Raw genomic sequence first — 14110 nt, 5'->3', positions numbered from 1 at the left:
GCGTGACGCGGACGGCGGCGTCGATGAGACTGTCGGAATGCACATCGTGGTGGCGAACCGGGGAGAAGTGGCCGTTCGGGTGATGCGGACTGCGCGGGAACGCCGTGCCGCGACCCTCGCGCTGCACAGCACGGACGACCCGGACGGCCTGTGGGTGCGGCTGGCCGACGATGCCCTGGAATTGCCCGGCGACGGGGCCGCCGCCTATCTCGACATCGATGCCGTCGTGAAAGCGGCCCGCACGGCCGGATCCGGAGCCCTCGTCCACCCGGGCTACGGATTCCTCAGCGAGAGCGCCGCGTTCGCCGAATCCTGCGCGGCGGCGGACCTGGTATTCGTCGGCCCCTCCCCCGACGTGCTGCGCGTCTTCGGCGACAAGGTCGCCGCCCGCGCCGCCGCCGCGCGGGCGGGCATGCCGGTCCTGCCCGCCACCGCCGCACATGCCACCCTCGCCGAGATCGGCGCATTGCTCACCGACCATCCCGGCGGAATCATGGTCAAGGCCGCCGCGGGCGGCGGCGGCCGCGGTATGCGCGTGGTGCGCGACCCGGGCCAGCTGGCCGAGGCGTACGAGCACTGCCGGGCCGAAGCCCGCTCCGGATTCGGGGACGACACGGTCTACGCCGAGGCGCTGGTGGACGAGGCTAGGCATATCGAGGTGCAGATCGTCGCGGACGGGCGGCGCGCGGTCGCGGTCGGCGACCGGGATTGCAGTGTGCAGCGGCGGCAGCAGAAACTCCTCGAGATCGCGCCCGCCCCGAATCTGGACGCGCCGCTGCGGACCGCACTGCACGACCACGCGGTGCGACTGGCGGAATCGGTGGCCTGCCGGGGCGTGGTCACCGTCGAGTTCCTGGTCTCGGGCGGCAACGCGTGGTTCCTCGAGGTGAATCCGCGACTCCAGGTCGAACACACCGTGACCGAGGAGGTCACCGGCCTGGACCTGGTGGCCCTCCAGTTGGATCTGGCCCAGGGGCACACGCTCGACGACCTCGGTATCGAGGCGACCCCGCCGCGCGGGTACGCGGTGCAGGCGCGGCTCAACGCCGAGATCGTCACCGCCGGCGGCGAGGTACTGCCCAGCACCGGACAGCTGCACCGGTTCACACCCCCGATCGGCATCGGGGTGCGCGTCGATACCGCCGCCTATCCGGGTATGCGACAGGGTGCGCGATTCGATTCACTGCTGGCGAAGGTCATAGCCCGCGGTCCGTCGTATCCGGCCGCGCTGCGCCGCTGCGCCGACGCACTGGCCGAGACCGTCATCGACGGCGTCGACACCACTATCGCACTACAGCGGGCGGTGCTCGAGGCGCTGGCCGACGGTGCGGTGGTGTCGACGGCGTGGTTCGAGCGGCAGGTCGGCGAACTCCTGTCCCGGGCGGTCGATATCGCGCCCGCCGCCGTCGCCGCGGCGACGCCGAGACCGGTGGCCGTGGAACCGGAGCTGGCCGATGACGAGCAGGCGCTGCGCTCCCCGCTGGGCGGCACGGTCGTCACCGTGGCCGAGGCGGGCACGCTGGTCGCGGCCGGCGCCGAGGTGGCGGTGCTGGAGGCGATGAAGATGCAGCACGTGGTGCGCGCCGAACAACCCTTGCGGGTGCGCCGCGCCCTGGTCGCACCCGGCAGCGTGGTGGATCCCCATACGCCGCTGCTGATCTGGACCGCGGCCGACCACGACGGCGCGATCGCCGATCTCGAGGCGGCGGACCTCGACGCGGTACGGGAGGACCTCGCCGAGGTCCACGAACGCCACCGCCGCACCCGCGACGAGGCGCGCCCCGAGGCCGTGGCGAAACGGCACCGTCTCGGTCGGCGCACGGCGCGGGAGAACATCGCCGATCTGGTCGACGCGGGCAGTTTCATCGAGTACGGAGCCCTCGCGGTCGCTGCCCAGCGGCTGCGCCGCAGCCCCGAGGACCTCATCGCCAACACACCCGCCGATGGGCTCGTCGCCGGGGTCGCCACCGTCAACGCCGACCGCTTCGGCACCGAGGCGGCCCGCGCGGTGGTCATGTCCTACGACTACACCGTGCTGGCGGGCACCCAGGGCATGCGCAATCACGCCAAGACCGACCGCATGCTGGAACTGGCTCGGGAACAACGACTTCCGGTGGTGTTCTGGACCGAGGGCGGCGGTGGGCGCCCCGGCGACACCGACTACTCGGGGATCTCCGGCCTGGACGTCACCACCTTCCGCGCCATGGGCGCGCTCTCCGGCACGGTCCCCCTCATCGGCATCGTGTCCGGCCGCTGCTTCGCCGGGAACGCCGCCCTGCTCGGCATGTGCGATGTCGTGATCGCCACCCCGGACGCCACTATCGGCATGGGTGGCCCGGCCATGATCGAGGGCGGCGGGCTGGGCGTGTACGCGCCCGAGGACATCGGTCCGGTCGAGGTGCAGCGCCGCAACGGCGTGGTGCACGTGGTGGCCGCCGACGAGGCCGAGGCAGTCGCCGTCGCCCGCCGGTACCTGGCCTACTTCCAGGGCGCGGACACCGAGTGGACCGCACCCGACCCGCGCCTGTCCCGGCATGTGGTGCCGGAGAATCGATTGCACGCCTTCGATATTCGCGCCGCCATCGACGCCGTCGCCGATATCGGCTCGGTGCTGGAGCTGCGCCGCGACTGGGGTGTCGGCGTGGTGACCGCGCTGGTGCGGGTGCAGGGCCGCCCCTTCGGGCTCGTCGCCAACGACTGCCACCACCTCGGCGGTGCCATCGACGCCCCCGCCGCCGACAAGTTGAGCGCCTTCCTGCGACTCTGCGACGCGCAACGGCTGCCGATCGTCTCCCTCTGCGATACACCGGGATTCATGGTCGGACCGGAGGCCGAGACACACGCCACGGTCACCAAGTTCAGCCGGCTGTTCATCGACGCGGCCGCGCTGACGGTGCCCTGGGGCACCGTCATCCTGCGCAAGGGCTACGGCCTGGGCGCACAGGCCATGGCGGCGGGCTCCTTCCGCGCCCCGCGCTTCATCGTCGCCTGGCCCACCGGGGAGATAGGCGGTATGGGCCTGGAGGGCGCGGTGCGGCTCGGCTTCGCCAAGGAGCTCGCCGCCATCGAGGATCCGGCCGAGCGCGCCGCCGCCTTCGACAACCTGGTGCGACTCGCCTACGCCAACGGCAAGGCGCTCACCGCCGCGACCGTGCTGGAACTCGACGACGTCATCGACCCGGCGGATACGCGGCGGTGGATCGACACCCTGCGCTAGGCCGCCGGTTCGCGCAACGCGCGGAAGAACTCCCGCAGATCGGCCGTGAGCAGGTCGGGCGCCTCCATGGCGGCGAAATGCCCACCGCGGTCGAACTCCGACCAGTGCACGACGGTGTTCTGCTTCTCGGCGAGCCCGCGAATGGTGTTCCCGCCCGGGAAGGTCGCGACACCGGTCGGCACCCCGGAGTTCGTCGCCTCCCCGCCCCACTGCTGCGATTCCCGGTACAGCCGCATGGAGGACGCGGCGGTGTTGGTGAACCACAGCAGCGACAGGTTGGTCAGCAGGTGGTCACGGTCCATCGCCTCATCCGGCCGGGACTTCGTGGGGTTGGTGTAGGTCTGCACGACGTCCAGAACCCAGGCCATCATGCCCGCCGGGGAATCCGAGACCGCGGGCGCGAGGGTCTGCGGCCGGGTGGAGTGCACCATGGCGTACGCGGAGTGATCCTGATTCGACCAGTCCTGGAGCGCGGCCAACCTCTCCTGATCCTCCGGACCGTAGTCGGAGCCGTCGTCGTCCCAGGACGGGATGGTGATCGGATCGTTGAGGTGTACGCCGACCACATGCTCGGTATCGATGCGACCCACCTGCGGGGCGATGAAGGAACCGGCATCCCCGCCTTGCGCGGCGTAGCGCGAATATCCCAGCAGCGCCATGAGTTTCGCGATGAGTTCGGCCGCGCGCTCGGTGGCGGCGTCACCGGGCCGCCGCGTCGGACCCGACAGACCGCACCCGGGCAGGCTCGGGATCACCAGGTGGAAGGCGTCGCTCGCCGTGCCGCCGTGCGCACGCGGATCGGTGAGCGGGCCGATCATGTCGGTGAAATCCGCGAACGGCCAGCCGTGGATCAGGACCAGCGGCAGCGCGTCGGCCTCCTGGGAGCGAATGTGCATGAAATGCAGTCGCTGCCCGTCGATCTCGGTGACGAACTGCGGAATCTCGTTGCGGGCGGCCTCCGCGGCCCGCCAGTCGTACTCCGTACGCCAGTAGTCGGCGAGTTCGCGCACATACGAGGTCGGGATGCCGTAACTCCAGTCCACCCCCGGCAGTTCATCCGGCCAGCGGGTATGGGCGAGGCGGGCGTTCAGGTCGTCGATCTCGCGCTGCGGAATGTCGATGCGGAAGGGCTCGATGGTCGTCATGGTTCCCACGCTAGAAGCCCCTTAGGTCAGGTTCTGGCCTAAGCATGTGGCAATCTGGGGCCATGCTGGAAACCTCGGCACGACTGCTGCGACTGCTGTCGCTGCTGCAAACCCATCGCGAGTGGTCCGGTCCCGAGCTGGCCGATCGACTCGGCGTCAGCGCCCGCACCGTGCGCCGCGATGTGGACCGGCTGCGGGAACTCGGCTACCCGGTCGACGCGGTCCAGGGCACGGCCGGATACCGACTCGGCGCGGGCTCGTCCCTGCCGCCACTGCTGCTCGACGACGAGGAGGCCGTGGCGGTGGCCGTCGGGTTGCGCACCACGACCGGCGGCACCGTCTCCGGCATCGAGGAGGCCTCGCTGCGGGCGCTGGCCAAGCTGGAACAGGTGCTGCCGTCGCGGCTGCGTCACCGGCTGGCGGGATTGACGCGGTCGCTGGTGCGCGTGGAGGCCGCCGCGCCGCGCGTCGACCCCGACGTTCTCATCGCCCTCTCCGACGCCTGCGACCGGCACGAGCGACTGCGTTTCGACTACACCGATCACGCTGGGCGACAGACGATCCGCGAGGCGGAACCGCAGGCGGTGGTGAACTTCAACCGGCACTGGTACCTGGTCGCCTGGGATGTGGCGCACGACGACTGGCGGTCCTATCGCGTGGACCGGCTGCGCCCGCGCATCCCCACCGGCCCCCGGTTCACACCCCGCGAACCACCCGACGGCGATGTGGTCGCGTACCTGTCCCAACGGCTGTCCCAGTCGTCTTGGCCGTATCAGGCCACGGTCACGCTGCACCGCGGCGCGGCCGAACTCGCCGACGAGATCTGGCCGGGCATGGGCGTCCTGGAGGCGGTCGACGACACCAGCTGTCTGCTGCACCTCGGCGCGGATTCGCCCTGGGCCCTGTCGTGGATGCTGACCTCGCTCGACACCGACTTCACCGTCACCGAACCGCCGGAACTGGTCGCCGAGATCGAGAAGCTCGCCCGCCGCTGCACCGCGGCAGTGCGCTGAATTGGCCGAACATATCTGCACGCGGCGGCCGCTCGCGCCCTACCGTGGACGAGAGGCGGTCGCCGCCGCCCGCGGCCTGAAAGGATTTCCCGTGCCCACCGCCCATCCCCCGGGTCCTCGGCTGCCGAGGATGGTTCAGACCGTGTTGTACGCGAAATGGCGCGGCTTCCTGCTCGAGCGCGCGGCTCGCCGCTACGGCGACGTGTTCAGCCTGCGCTTGGTGCCGCCCTACGCGGAGCACGTGGTGATATTCTCGCGGCCCGAGCACATTCGGGAGATCTTCGCCGCCGACCCGGCCGATCTGCATGCGGGCGAAGGCAATCGGCTGCTGGTGCACATCATGGGCGAACGTTCGGTGCTGCTCACCGACGAACAGGAGCACGCCCGCGCACGGCGACTGCTCATGCCCGCCTTCACCGGATCGGCGCTGCACGGGTATCGGGCCATGGTGGAGGCGATCGCCAAGACGCATACCGACCGGTGGACGTCCGGGACCACCCTGCCCGCCCTGGATCGCATGAACGAGCTCACCCTCGATGTGATCATGCAGGTGGTCTTCGGCATGACCGACGAGCGGCGGCGGGGCGAACTCGCACCGCGACTGCGCCGGATCGTGAACATCAACCCGATCGTGTTCTTCGGCTGGAAGTATCCGCGCCTGGCGCGCGTCGGGGTATGGCGGCGTTTCCGCGAGAACCAGCTCGCTATCGACGCCCTGCTGTTCGACGAGATCACCCGCCGCCGCGCGCACCCCGATATCGACGAGCGCGCCGATGTGCTGTCTCGACTGCTGGCGGTGGGGTCCGGCGACCATCCGGCCGATCAGCCGCTCTCGGACGCGGAACTGCGCGATCAGCTCATCACCCTGCTGCTGGCCGGGCACGAGACCACCGCGTCCGCGCTGGCCTGGGCGTTCCAGGAGCTGGCCGCGAATCCGGAGGTCCAGGACACCGCCCGGCGAGCCGCCCACGACGGTGACGACAAGTACCTGGAGGCGGTGCTCAAGGAGTCGCTGCGGCGGCGTACCGTCATCGCCGCCACCGGGCGCAGAATCACCCGCGATATGACCATCGGCGGCATCGAGCTGCCGCGGGGCACCGTCGTATCGACCTCGATACTGTTGGCGCATCAGCGGTTCGACGCCTATCCGGACGCCGCCCGTTTCCGGCCCGACCGGTTCCTGGACGGCAGCGTCGCACCGAATACCTGGCTGCCGTTCGGCGGTGGGGTGCGCCGGTGCCTCGGCGCGGGCTTCTCACTCATGGAGGGCGCCGTCGTACTGCGGGAGGTCCTCGGCCGCTTCGCCCTCGAACTGCCCGAGGACGGGTCGGTGGAGCGGACGCGCATACGCAATATCACCCATGTGCCCGCGGGCGGGGCGCGGATCACCGTGCGCGCTCCGGCCGCACCGTCGTGACGTGCGGGCCTCGGTGCGCCTCCGCTGTCGGTGAACACCCGCTCGGCGGTGGGCCCGGCAGTGGCCGGAGAGCGATCTTGGTTGTAGTTTGAGCTGATGCAGGTCACTGTTCGCCCGGCAACCGATTCGGATATCCCCGAACTCGCCCGCGTCCTGGGCATCGCCTTCCTGGACGACCCCGTCGCCACCTACTTCGTTCCCGATGCCGGCGTGCGGGCGGACCGCATGGCGCTCATGTACGCCACGCTGACGCGCACCCATTTCCTGCGCTACGGCGGTGTAGACGTGGTCGAGGACGATGCGGGAACCATTGTCGGCGCGGCGGTCTGGGCTCCGCCGGGACACTGGCACGCCTCGACCGCGGCCACCCTGCGGGCCGCACCGAACATGATCCGCGCCTTCCGCGGCCGCATCCGCCTCGCCGGGCGGATGGCCGAACGCATGGCGGACGTACACCCTCGCGAACCGCATTGGTACCTGGCCTTCATCGGCACCCTGCCCACGGCACGTGGGCGCGGATACGGTCAGGCGCTGCTGAACTCGCGCCTGGACCGCTGCGACGCCGAGAGGGTGCCCGCCTACCTCGAATCCAGCAAGGCCGACAATGTCCCCTATTACGAGCGCTTCGGATTCGTTCAGACCGCTGAGCACGATTTCACCGACGGCGGTCCGCTGGTCTGGTCGATGTGGCGGGAACCCGCTGATCAGGCGGATTGACGTCGACGTTATGGCGAACTTTCCTGCGTCACAGTGACGTTGGTCGATTCTGATGTTGAATGGACGGCATGAGTGACTGGAGTTCACCGTACGTCTACCCGTCCGTGATCGAGTTCGTCGAGAACTACCTCAGCGTGGTGTACCGGCGCGACGTGATCAACGACCCGAACCAGGCGTGGTGCGTCGAATGGTGGAAGCACGCGGAGGCGGTCGCGCGGCTGGATGTGCTGTGGCGGGCCTGGGAGCACTACCGCCTGGATTCACGCACGGGACTGAGCGTGTGGTTCCTCGATCACGCCGACCCGCAGATGGCCCGACTACTCGCGGCGAACGGACCCTTCCGGTTCTGCTCGGTGACCAACGGGCATCAGAGCATGCTCGGCCCGCTGCCGCTGGTCTCACCCCGGAAGGGACTGTTCACCGATCCGACCGCATAGGAACTCAGCGCTTGCGGGCCATCCCCGCCACGATGAGGTCCTCCCAGATACTCAAATCCTTGTGCACCGGATCGCTTCCCGGTGCGGGCGGTTCCGGCCGCCAGCGGGCGCACGGCGCCATTCCCGGCTCGAGCAGTTCGAGATCGCCGAAGAAGCTCTTGATCCTCTCCTCGTCGCGCCAGGTTCCGACCCCGAAGGCGTCCCGGATCTTGCGCTCGGTGGCGACCGCCTCCCGGGTACGTCCGGTGCGGAAATGCGAGATGTAGACGCGACTTTCGGGCGCGAGGCGCTGCGACCAGTCCCGCACCACCGCGGCCGGATCGGCCTCGTCATCGAGGAAGCTGAGCACCACGCCGAAGATGATGCCGACGGGCTCGTCGAAATCGATGAGCCGCTGCACATCGGGATGCTCCCGAATCGCCGCCGGGTCGCCGACATCGGCCTCCACCACCGCGATGTTCTCGTCGATGGCCAGCAGCGCCCGCCCGTGCGCCACCACGAACGGATCGTTGTCGACGTACACCACACGCGCATCGGGGACCTTGCGCCGCAACACATCGTGCACATTCTCGTCGGTCGGCAGTCCGCAGCCCATATCGATGACTTGCCGGATGCCGTCCGAGGCCATATCGCGGGCCGCGCGGAGGATGGCTTGACGATTCGTAATGGCCAGCATCTCCGACCCGGGGAGATCGCCCATGAAGAAATCCCCGACGTCCTTGTCCACCCCGTAGTTGTCGCGCCCACCGAGCACGTAGCTGTACACGCGCGCCACACTCGGCCGTGATTGCCGTGCCCGCATGGCGTTGATATTCAAGTCTCGCAACCCCTTTACCCTTCCGTGCACCAGCGGTCGATGATCGCACGGGCAGCTCGCCGGTAGGCGGAACCACGACAGAAGATCATTCCAGATCGCGTCCGTGTGGAGCAGTCGTTCGCATCTGACGATACAGGTGCAAGCCCGGGATTCCATCGGCATTGAAATCTTCGGGGTGAAGATTCATCGCGCAGACCGCACGAGAGCGCTGACCTGCGGTTGAATGCCCGAATGGTCTGAATAATAAGGTGCCGGTGCAAGATCGGCTACGGTGTCAGTGTTCGAAGGAGGGGCAGTCATGGTGGGGCCGCGGCCGAACCTGTGGACCCGGCTGCGCGCACTGCGGCAGGGCGAGCGGGACGCGGGGGTGTTGGAGGCGCTGCGACAGGCCGGACGCGCCGCCCATCAGGAGCAGTTGCTGGCCGATCAGATGCGCGCGGAACTGTCGGTTGCCGGACAGAGCATCTGGCAGGCAACCGCGGCGACACAGGCGCGATTGCTCGCCGCCTGGTCCGCGACGGCATGGCAGACGCTCAGTGAATCGGTACTGGATACCGTGTACGCCGTCGATCCTCGTACCGCAGGGTATGTTCCGCCGGAGACCTTCGACCAGGTCTGGCGATGGCTGAATGTGGTGGAGCAGTGGCTCGTACACGCGCGCGCCGCCACCACCGATCCGCAGTTCGACATCACCGCTGCCATCCAGGTGCCGACCTCGCTCCAGGTCGGCCCGGTGGCCCGGAATACCTCACGACCGCATCGGCACGCCATGGCCGCAGCGGTGCCCACGGCCCGGCAGCTCGCCGAAGCGGCGGTGTACACCCTCGAAATCGATACGCCCACCCAGTATGAGGCCGAACTGCGCCGCATTCGCTCACTGGCCGGGCAGGCGGCGGTGCTGTCGGACTATCTCGTCGGACTGCACCCGGCGCTCGACAACGAGGAGCTGCACCCGCTCATCGACGAGCGGGTGCGCACGGCGCTGGATATGTGGGTGACCGTCGGCCAGATCGCGGCCATGCCCGCGCTGCTGCCGCGGCTGTCCCGCCGCGCCAGGTCGACTCGCGGAAAGGAACACAATCGGCCCACCGTGCCCCTGCCACGGCCGCAGATCGTCGACGGCCGGATCCCCGGTGCGCCCGAACGCCACTACCGGCCCCCACCACTCGGTTCCGGCGAACTGCCCGAAATCGCCGTCGGCGGCGGATCCGCCGTTCTGCCCCTGCGACTGGCGTCAGGGGTCGGGCATACGGTGGGGCTGCATATCCGCGGCGACACCCGGTTCCTCGTATCGACGCGGAGCGCGGACGGGAGCGAAATAGCCGTGCTGGCGGATTCGATCGGTGACTACCGCGGAGTGCTGCCGTTGGATCTCGGCGTGGTACCGGTGGCGCTGCGGATCGACGCGGCAACCCACATCCGGTGGCGCGTGACGATCGACCGGGTGAGCGCCGCACCCGAATGGACGGGACTGATGTCCGGCGTTGGTCCGGCGGTGCTCCGGATACCCTCCCGATATCGACTCGTACACACCAGGATTCGCGTGCGGCACGCCGGATCCGACACGTTCCGGATCATCGCCCACACGGACCGGCCGGAACGGCTCGTGGACGAGGTGGGCACCTATCGCGGCAGCGTGGTCCTCCCCACCGACACGCACACGCTCCAGATCGAGGCGGATGGATCCTGGTCCATCTCACTCCCGTCTACCCTGGCGGACTGATACCGCTCAGGACAGCACCAGCAGCGTGACGGTGGCCGCGGCACCGAGGAAGAGCGAGGCCGCGACGACCGCCGCCAGCAACCGCACGCGTGTGGAGGGTCCACGGTAGAGGGGCACCTCCTCGAGCATGTTGTGCGGTTCCAGCTCCGGATCGCGCATGAGCCGTTCGCGGTAGTCGTCCATGCGGATGAGGGTATCCGGACCGGAGAGCTAGTCGCACGGGTAAGTCATGCTCCGGCGCGTGCGCTCCGTGCTAGCAAGCTGATGCGCTGCGGCCATGCTGTCCCGGGTCACTATTGCTCGTCCTTGTCAAGACCGGCGTGCGGAAGCAACTTCCGGTACGGTTTCACCATGGCGAGCGTGAACGTGGGATCGGGTGCAGGCGATCGCGGGGTCGGGTGCCGACCGGTATCGCCGACAGCAGCGGCCTGATCCGAGTGGATGCTGACGAAACCGTTACGCCGAGGCGGATTTCGGCGTGGCTGGTGCGGAGCAGCAGCATGTGAGGACCGTTGACGGGGTCGAGGCTGCCGGAGTTCTTCAAGGGCGTAGCCGATCGATTGCGCAGCCAGCAGATACCACGCATCGCCGAGTACATCGAAAGGAGCTACGGCGGACCGTTCGGTGCGACCGGCCTTCGGACTGTCAGCCGTGGGGCAGGTGACGCCGACGCGTTGGCTGCCGAACAGGTGAAGCATCCTATCGAGGGCACAGGCCGCGCCGTTCCACCGGCACCGTCGCTGTTGTCCCGCGTCAAGTAGTTGGCAGGTTTTCGGGTTCGGGAAAGTTGGGGACGTAGGGGTCGGCGCCCCCGGTGTGGACGTCGTGTGGCCGGTTCCAGGCGATCGCCTCGTGCGGGCGGACGGTGTTGTACTCGATGCGGTATTTCTCGGCGTGCTCGACGAGGTCGAGCGCCGAATCGATCTCCTCGAGGAACAGGCGCTCGTACTTCAGAGACCCGAATCCTCGCTCGCGGGAACCGTTCTGGCCCGGACTGCGCACCCTGGTGCGGACATGGGCCAGCTCGGGGTGGGTGGCGATGAACGCCTCGAACCGGAACGACCGGAACGGGCCACCGTTGTCGGTCACGATCGTCACCGCCGCAACGACATTGCCGCCGGTGTCGCGCTCGCAGGCATCGATCAGCGCATGCCCGTGCAGCTGTTCGTAGTCGGCCAGGGCGAGCTCGATCGCGGCGATGGCGTCGTGCTGGTTCGCAGTCGGCGACACGTGCCAGGGGTGCTCGTATTTCGACCAGTAGTCCCGGCACCCGGCGATGCGCCACGTCCCGCCGGCAGTGGTCTCGAACTCACTGAAGTCCAACTGCCACACCTGATTCGGGCCCGTGGGCTCGGTCGCGAACGCCACCTTGCGGCGCTGCGCGAGCTGGCGGCGCTCCCGCTGGTAGGCCGCGGGCAACAGCAGGCCCTCGTCACGCAGCAGCCGCAGCACGGTGGCCTGGGAGACCCGGTGCCCGTCGTGACGGCACATCGCCCACACCTTGCGATGCCCCCATGCCGGATGCGCCAGCGCATGCCGCCGCGCGGCCTCCCGCACGGCTTCGCGGGCCGGACGCGGCCACGACCCCTTCACCGGCACACCGGACCGGGCGCGCGCCTGCCGACGCCGCCACGTCCGCTCGGGCACACCGACCACCTGACAGAACCTCGCGGTCGGCATGCCCGCGGACACGCGGATCACCTCGAGGTCCTCGAAGGGCCCAACCGACCCTCCGCGGACTTCTTCCACACCCGCGCGGCCAGATGCGCTTCACCCAACGCCTGGGTCAGGTCCGCGATCTCGGCCTCGAGCTGCTGCTCGCGCGTCGAGGACCCGGACTTCCCCGCTACCAGGCCGCTGCGGCCGGCCTCGAGGAACTGCCGCTTCCAGTTCCCCACCGACTGCTCGGACACCTTCGCCCGCCGGGCCGCCTCGGCGACACTCACCTCACCGGCCAGGATCGACAACACGATCCGGGCCTTCTCCTCGGCCGGCACAGCCGCTGGTCTCGCCATGAACGATCAGACTCCTCTTCACAGGTCACGCCCGCAAGAAACGGGCCCTGCCACAAAGTCTGACGCGCGACACTGTCACCCCACGATGTCGAGAACTCCTTGACAAACCTTGCCATGTTCAGTGCCGACCGGCTCCGCGCCTTTGGTCCGGGGTCGGGTTTCAGCGGCGTCTACCACCCTGGCACCCGGAAAATGCTCGCCTACCCGAGTGGTGATACGACAAGGCTCGATATCCCAGGAGAGCCAACGAACCTGGTACCCCGGTACGGAGGTCATGTGGATGTTGAGGACAAACTTCTGCAAGCGATAAATCGTGATTACGGCGAGAGTGTCGGGTTCAGTGCGGTCTTGCGGGAGGATGGCTCTCTTGGCTGTAGGTGGACATCCAGGTCGGTGAATGGTGACAACCGTAGCTTCGACGGACCGTTTGTCCCGGAGGACTTGCGTCCGGAAATCATGAGAACTCTACATGAAATCACTGGTAGAAAGGTGGAGTCTGACGTATGACGGTGACAGAGATCAATGGTCTGCCGTTGCCGGAGACCCTGGTGGGGGCGATCGGGGAAGGCCGATGGAAGGCGCCGGACACGCGGCTCCTGAAACAGGTTTTTGGTGAGGAGCCGCAGCAGCCGAACTTCTACTCGCTCGAGTACATGCGAACCGAGAACCGACACTGGATCGATGTTGCTGCTCAGGCACCGGCCCTGCGCGGCCACCCGGACGAGTCGACCCCACCCGGAGATATCGATCCCGCCCTGTCGGTACTGATCGGAGATCTCGGCTACGACCAGCCGTTCGCATTGGACTTCCGTACCTCGAGGGTGGAACCACGCGTCATCTACGCGTCACTGCAATCTGGACGTTGGATTACTGTAGCGCCACAGATCGAGCATCTCTTGCGCCAATTAGGACTCTGAGAGAAAACCTTGCGGCGCAGGCGGCCGGCGGTAGGCGTTTGTGACCGTACTTGCGCCATACGCACGGCGAATTCACCGTGCCGACCGAGATCTGCGCGGAGATCGGGAGCCCACGCGAGATGGGTTTCATCCGACCCGATCTGCTTTCGGTGACCGAGCGGACAGAGCCGGGCCGTCGCGGCGAGCGGCCAGTAGTTCGTCGAGTTGCCGTTCGGCGCGTTCGGCTCGGGCCAGGGTTTGGGCGCGGGCGTCGTCCAGGGCGGCGAGTTTGGTGGCGGCGTCGTGCTGGGCCTTGTCGAGGGCGGCCGCGGCCTCGGTGCGGACTGCGGCGATATCGGCGGCGGCGGTGCGGCGGGATTCGGTGAACTCGGTGCGGGTGCGTTCCAGTTCGGCGCGAACCTGCCGGAGTTCGTCGCGGGTTTCGGTGAGGGCCTGATTGCGTTCGGCGACAGCGTTTTCGGCGCGCTCGATGGCGCGGTCGGCATCGGCGGCTCGCTGCACCGCGAGATCACGTTCGGCGCCCGCGGCGGTGACGCGTTGGGCGGCGTCGCGGCGCACCTGTTCGATTTCGGCGGCGGCCTTGGTGCGAGCCAGGTCGATGTCCTCGGTGGCCTGCTCGCGTATCCGCTCGATCTCCGCGGCGGTTTCGCGGCGCACCTCCCGAATCTCGGTCTCGGCGGCGGGGGGGGGGG

At 68.5% G+C, this 14110-nt stretch carries 12 protein-coding genes and 1 pseudogene; 7 read left to right on the top strand and 6 right to left on the bottom strand.

The features are described from left to right. Positions 1–37 precede the first annotated feature (37 nt). Positions 38–3217 carry a carboxyl transferase domain-containing protein gene (locus QK444_RS05345; protein WP_282777651.1) on the top strand — a complete coding sequence of 1060 codons (3180 nt, stop codon included), beginning with the start codon at positions 38–40 and terminating at the stop codon, positions 3215–3217. On the opposite strand, the gene QK444_RS05340 is transcribed toward QK444_RS05345, so the two are convergent. Beyond that, positions 3214–4362 carry an epoxide hydrolase gene (locus QK444_RS05340; RefSeq protein WP_282777649.1) on the bottom strand — a complete coding sequence of 383 codons (1149 nt, stop codon included), beginning with the start codon at positions 4360–4362 and terminating at the stop codon, positions 3214–3216. The two genes, QK444_RS05345 and QK444_RS05340, sit on opposite strands and share 4 nt — an antisense overlap. A 62-nt stretch (positions 4363–4424) precedes the next feature. On the opposite strand from QK444_RS05340, the gene QK444_RS05335 reads away from it, so the two are divergent. From QK444_RS05335 to QK444_RS05320, 4 genes are all read left to right on the top strand, one after another. After that, the gene (locus QK444_RS05335) at positions 4425–5375 is read left to right on the top strand and encodes a WYL domain-containing protein (protein WP_282777647.1); all 951 of its coding nucleotides are present in this window, start codon (positions 4425–4427) and stop codon (positions 5373–5375) included. Positions 5376–5466: 91 nt separating this feature from the next. After that, a complete protein-coding gene (locus QK444_RS05330) occupies positions 5467–6792 on the top strand; it encodes a cytochrome P450 (RefSeq protein ID WP_282777645.1) in 1326 nt (441 codons plus the stop codon). A gap of 96 nt (positions 6793–6888) precedes the next feature. Continuing rightward, positions 6889–7509, top strand: a complete 621-nt coding sequence (locus QK444_RS05325) for a GNAT family N-acetyltransferase (RefSeq protein ID WP_282777643.1) — start codon at positions 6889–6891, stop codon at positions 7507–7509. A 68-nt stretch (positions 7510–7577) separates the two neighbouring features. Then, positions 7578–7946, top strand: coding sequence for a DUF4913 domain-containing protein (locus QK444_RS05320; RefSeq protein ID WP_029927470.1), 369 nt, complete (start codon positions 7578–7580; stop codon positions 7944–7946). A 4-nt stretch (positions 7947–7950) separates the two neighbouring features. On the opposite strand, the gene QK444_RS05315 is transcribed toward QK444_RS05320, so the two are convergent. Continuing rightward, positions 7951–8772: an SAM-dependent methyltransferase gene (locus tag QK444_RS05315; protein ID WP_282777640.1), complete on the bottom strand. Its 822-nt coding sequence runs from the start codon at positions 8770–8772 to the stop codon at positions 7951–7953. Positions 8773–9061: 289 nt separating this feature from the next. On the opposite strand from QK444_RS05315, the gene QK444_RS05310 reads away from it, so the two are divergent. Continuing rightward, positions 9062–10486 (top strand): hypothetical protein, encoded by a 1425-nt coding sequence (locus QK444_RS05310; RefSeq protein ID WP_282777638.1) that lies wholly within the window; start codon positions 9062–9064, stop codon positions 10484–10486. 6 nt (positions 10487–10492) lie between these two features. Here QK444_RS05310 and QK444_RS05305 read toward each other — a convergent pair whose 3' ends face one another. The 3 genes from QK444_RS05305 to QK444_RS05295 all read right to left on the bottom strand — a co-directional run bounded on the left by QK444_RS05305 (position 10493) and on the right by QK444_RS05295 (position 12501). After that, positions 10493–10669: a hypothetical protein gene (locus QK444_RS05305; protein ID WP_282777636.1), complete on the bottom strand. Its 177-nt coding sequence runs from the start codon at positions 10667–10669 to the stop codon at positions 10493–10495. A 570-nt stretch (positions 10670–11239) separates the two neighbouring features. Then, a complete protein-coding gene (locus tag QK444_RS05300; protein ID WP_282777690.1) occupies positions 11240–12166 on the bottom strand; it encodes an integrase core domain-containing protein in 927 nt (308 codons plus the stop codon). Positions 12167–12183: 17 nt separating this feature from the next. After that, positions 12184–12501 carry a helix-turn-helix domain-containing protein gene (locus QK444_RS05295; RefSeq protein ID WP_282777634.1) on the bottom strand — a complete coding sequence of 106 codons (318 nt, stop codon included), beginning with the start codon at positions 12499–12501 and terminating at the stop codon, positions 12184–12186. Between the two features lie 503 nt (positions 12502–13004). Between QK444_RS05295 and QK444_RS05290 the strand changes: the two genes are divergently transcribed. Next, complete coding sequence (locus tag QK444_RS05290; protein WP_282777632.1) at positions 13005–13418, top strand: hypothetical protein; 414 nt, start codon at positions 13005–13007, stop codon at positions 13416–13418. A gap of 126 nt (positions 13419–13544) precedes the next feature. Here QK444_RS05290 and QK444_RS05285 read toward each other — a convergent pair. After that, positions 13545–14110, bottom strand: a pseudogene (locus tag QK444_RS05285) (hypothetical protein); the annotation flags it as partial.

This window comes from Nocardia sp. CC201C (genome assembly GCF_030010695.1).
GTDB classification, from domain to species: domain Bacteria; phylum Actinomycetota; class Actinomycetes; order Mycobacteriales; family Mycobacteriaceae; genus Nocardia; species Nocardia otitidiscaviarum.
The sequence above is the reverse complement of the archived record's forward strand: the minus strand, read 5'-3'. Positions and strand labels throughout refer to the sequence as shown.

Excerpts from the sequence above, each read along its gene's own strand:
- QK444_RS05310 (WP_282777638.1), top strand. The coding sequence starts at position 9,062 with ATGGTGGGGCCGCGGCCGAACCTGTGGACCCGGCTGCGCGCACTGCGG.
- QK444_RS05305 (WP_282777636.1), bottom strand. The coding sequence starts at position 10,669 with ATGGACGACTACCGCGAACGGCTCATGCGCGATCCGGAGCTGGAACCG.
- QK444_RS05325 (WP_282777643.1), top strand. The coding sequence starts at position 6,889 with ATGCAGGTCACTGTTCGCCCGGCAACCGATTCGGATATCCCCGAACTC.
- QK444_RS05300 (WP_282777690.1), bottom strand. The coding sequence starts at position 12,166 with ATGCCGACCGCGAGGTTCTGTCAGGTGGTCGGTGTGCCCGAGCGGACG.
- QK444_RS05340 (WP_282777649.1), bottom strand. The coding sequence starts at position 4,362 with ATGACGACCATCGAGCCCTTCCGCATCGACATTCCGCAGCGCGAGATC.
- QK444_RS05335 (WP_282777647.1), top strand. The coding sequence starts at position 4,425 with ATGCTGGAAACCTCGGCACGACTGCTGCGACTGCTGTCGCTGCTGCAA.
- QK444_RS05320 (WP_029927470.1), top strand. The coding sequence starts at position 7,578 with ATGAGTGACTGGAGTTCACCGTACGTCTACCCGTCCGTGATCGAGTTC.
- QK444_RS05345 (WP_282777651.1), top strand. The coding sequence starts at position 38 with ATGCACATCGTGGTGGCGAACCGGGGAGAAGTGGCCGTTCGGGTGATG.
- QK444_RS05295 (WP_282777634.1), bottom strand. The coding sequence starts at position 12,501 with ATGGCGAGACCAGCGGCTGTGCCGGCCGAGGAGAAGGCCCGGATCGTG.
- QK444_RS05290 (WP_282777632.1), top strand. The coding sequence starts at position 13,005 with ATGACGGTGACAGAGATCAATGGTCTGCCGTTGCCGGAGACCCTGGTG.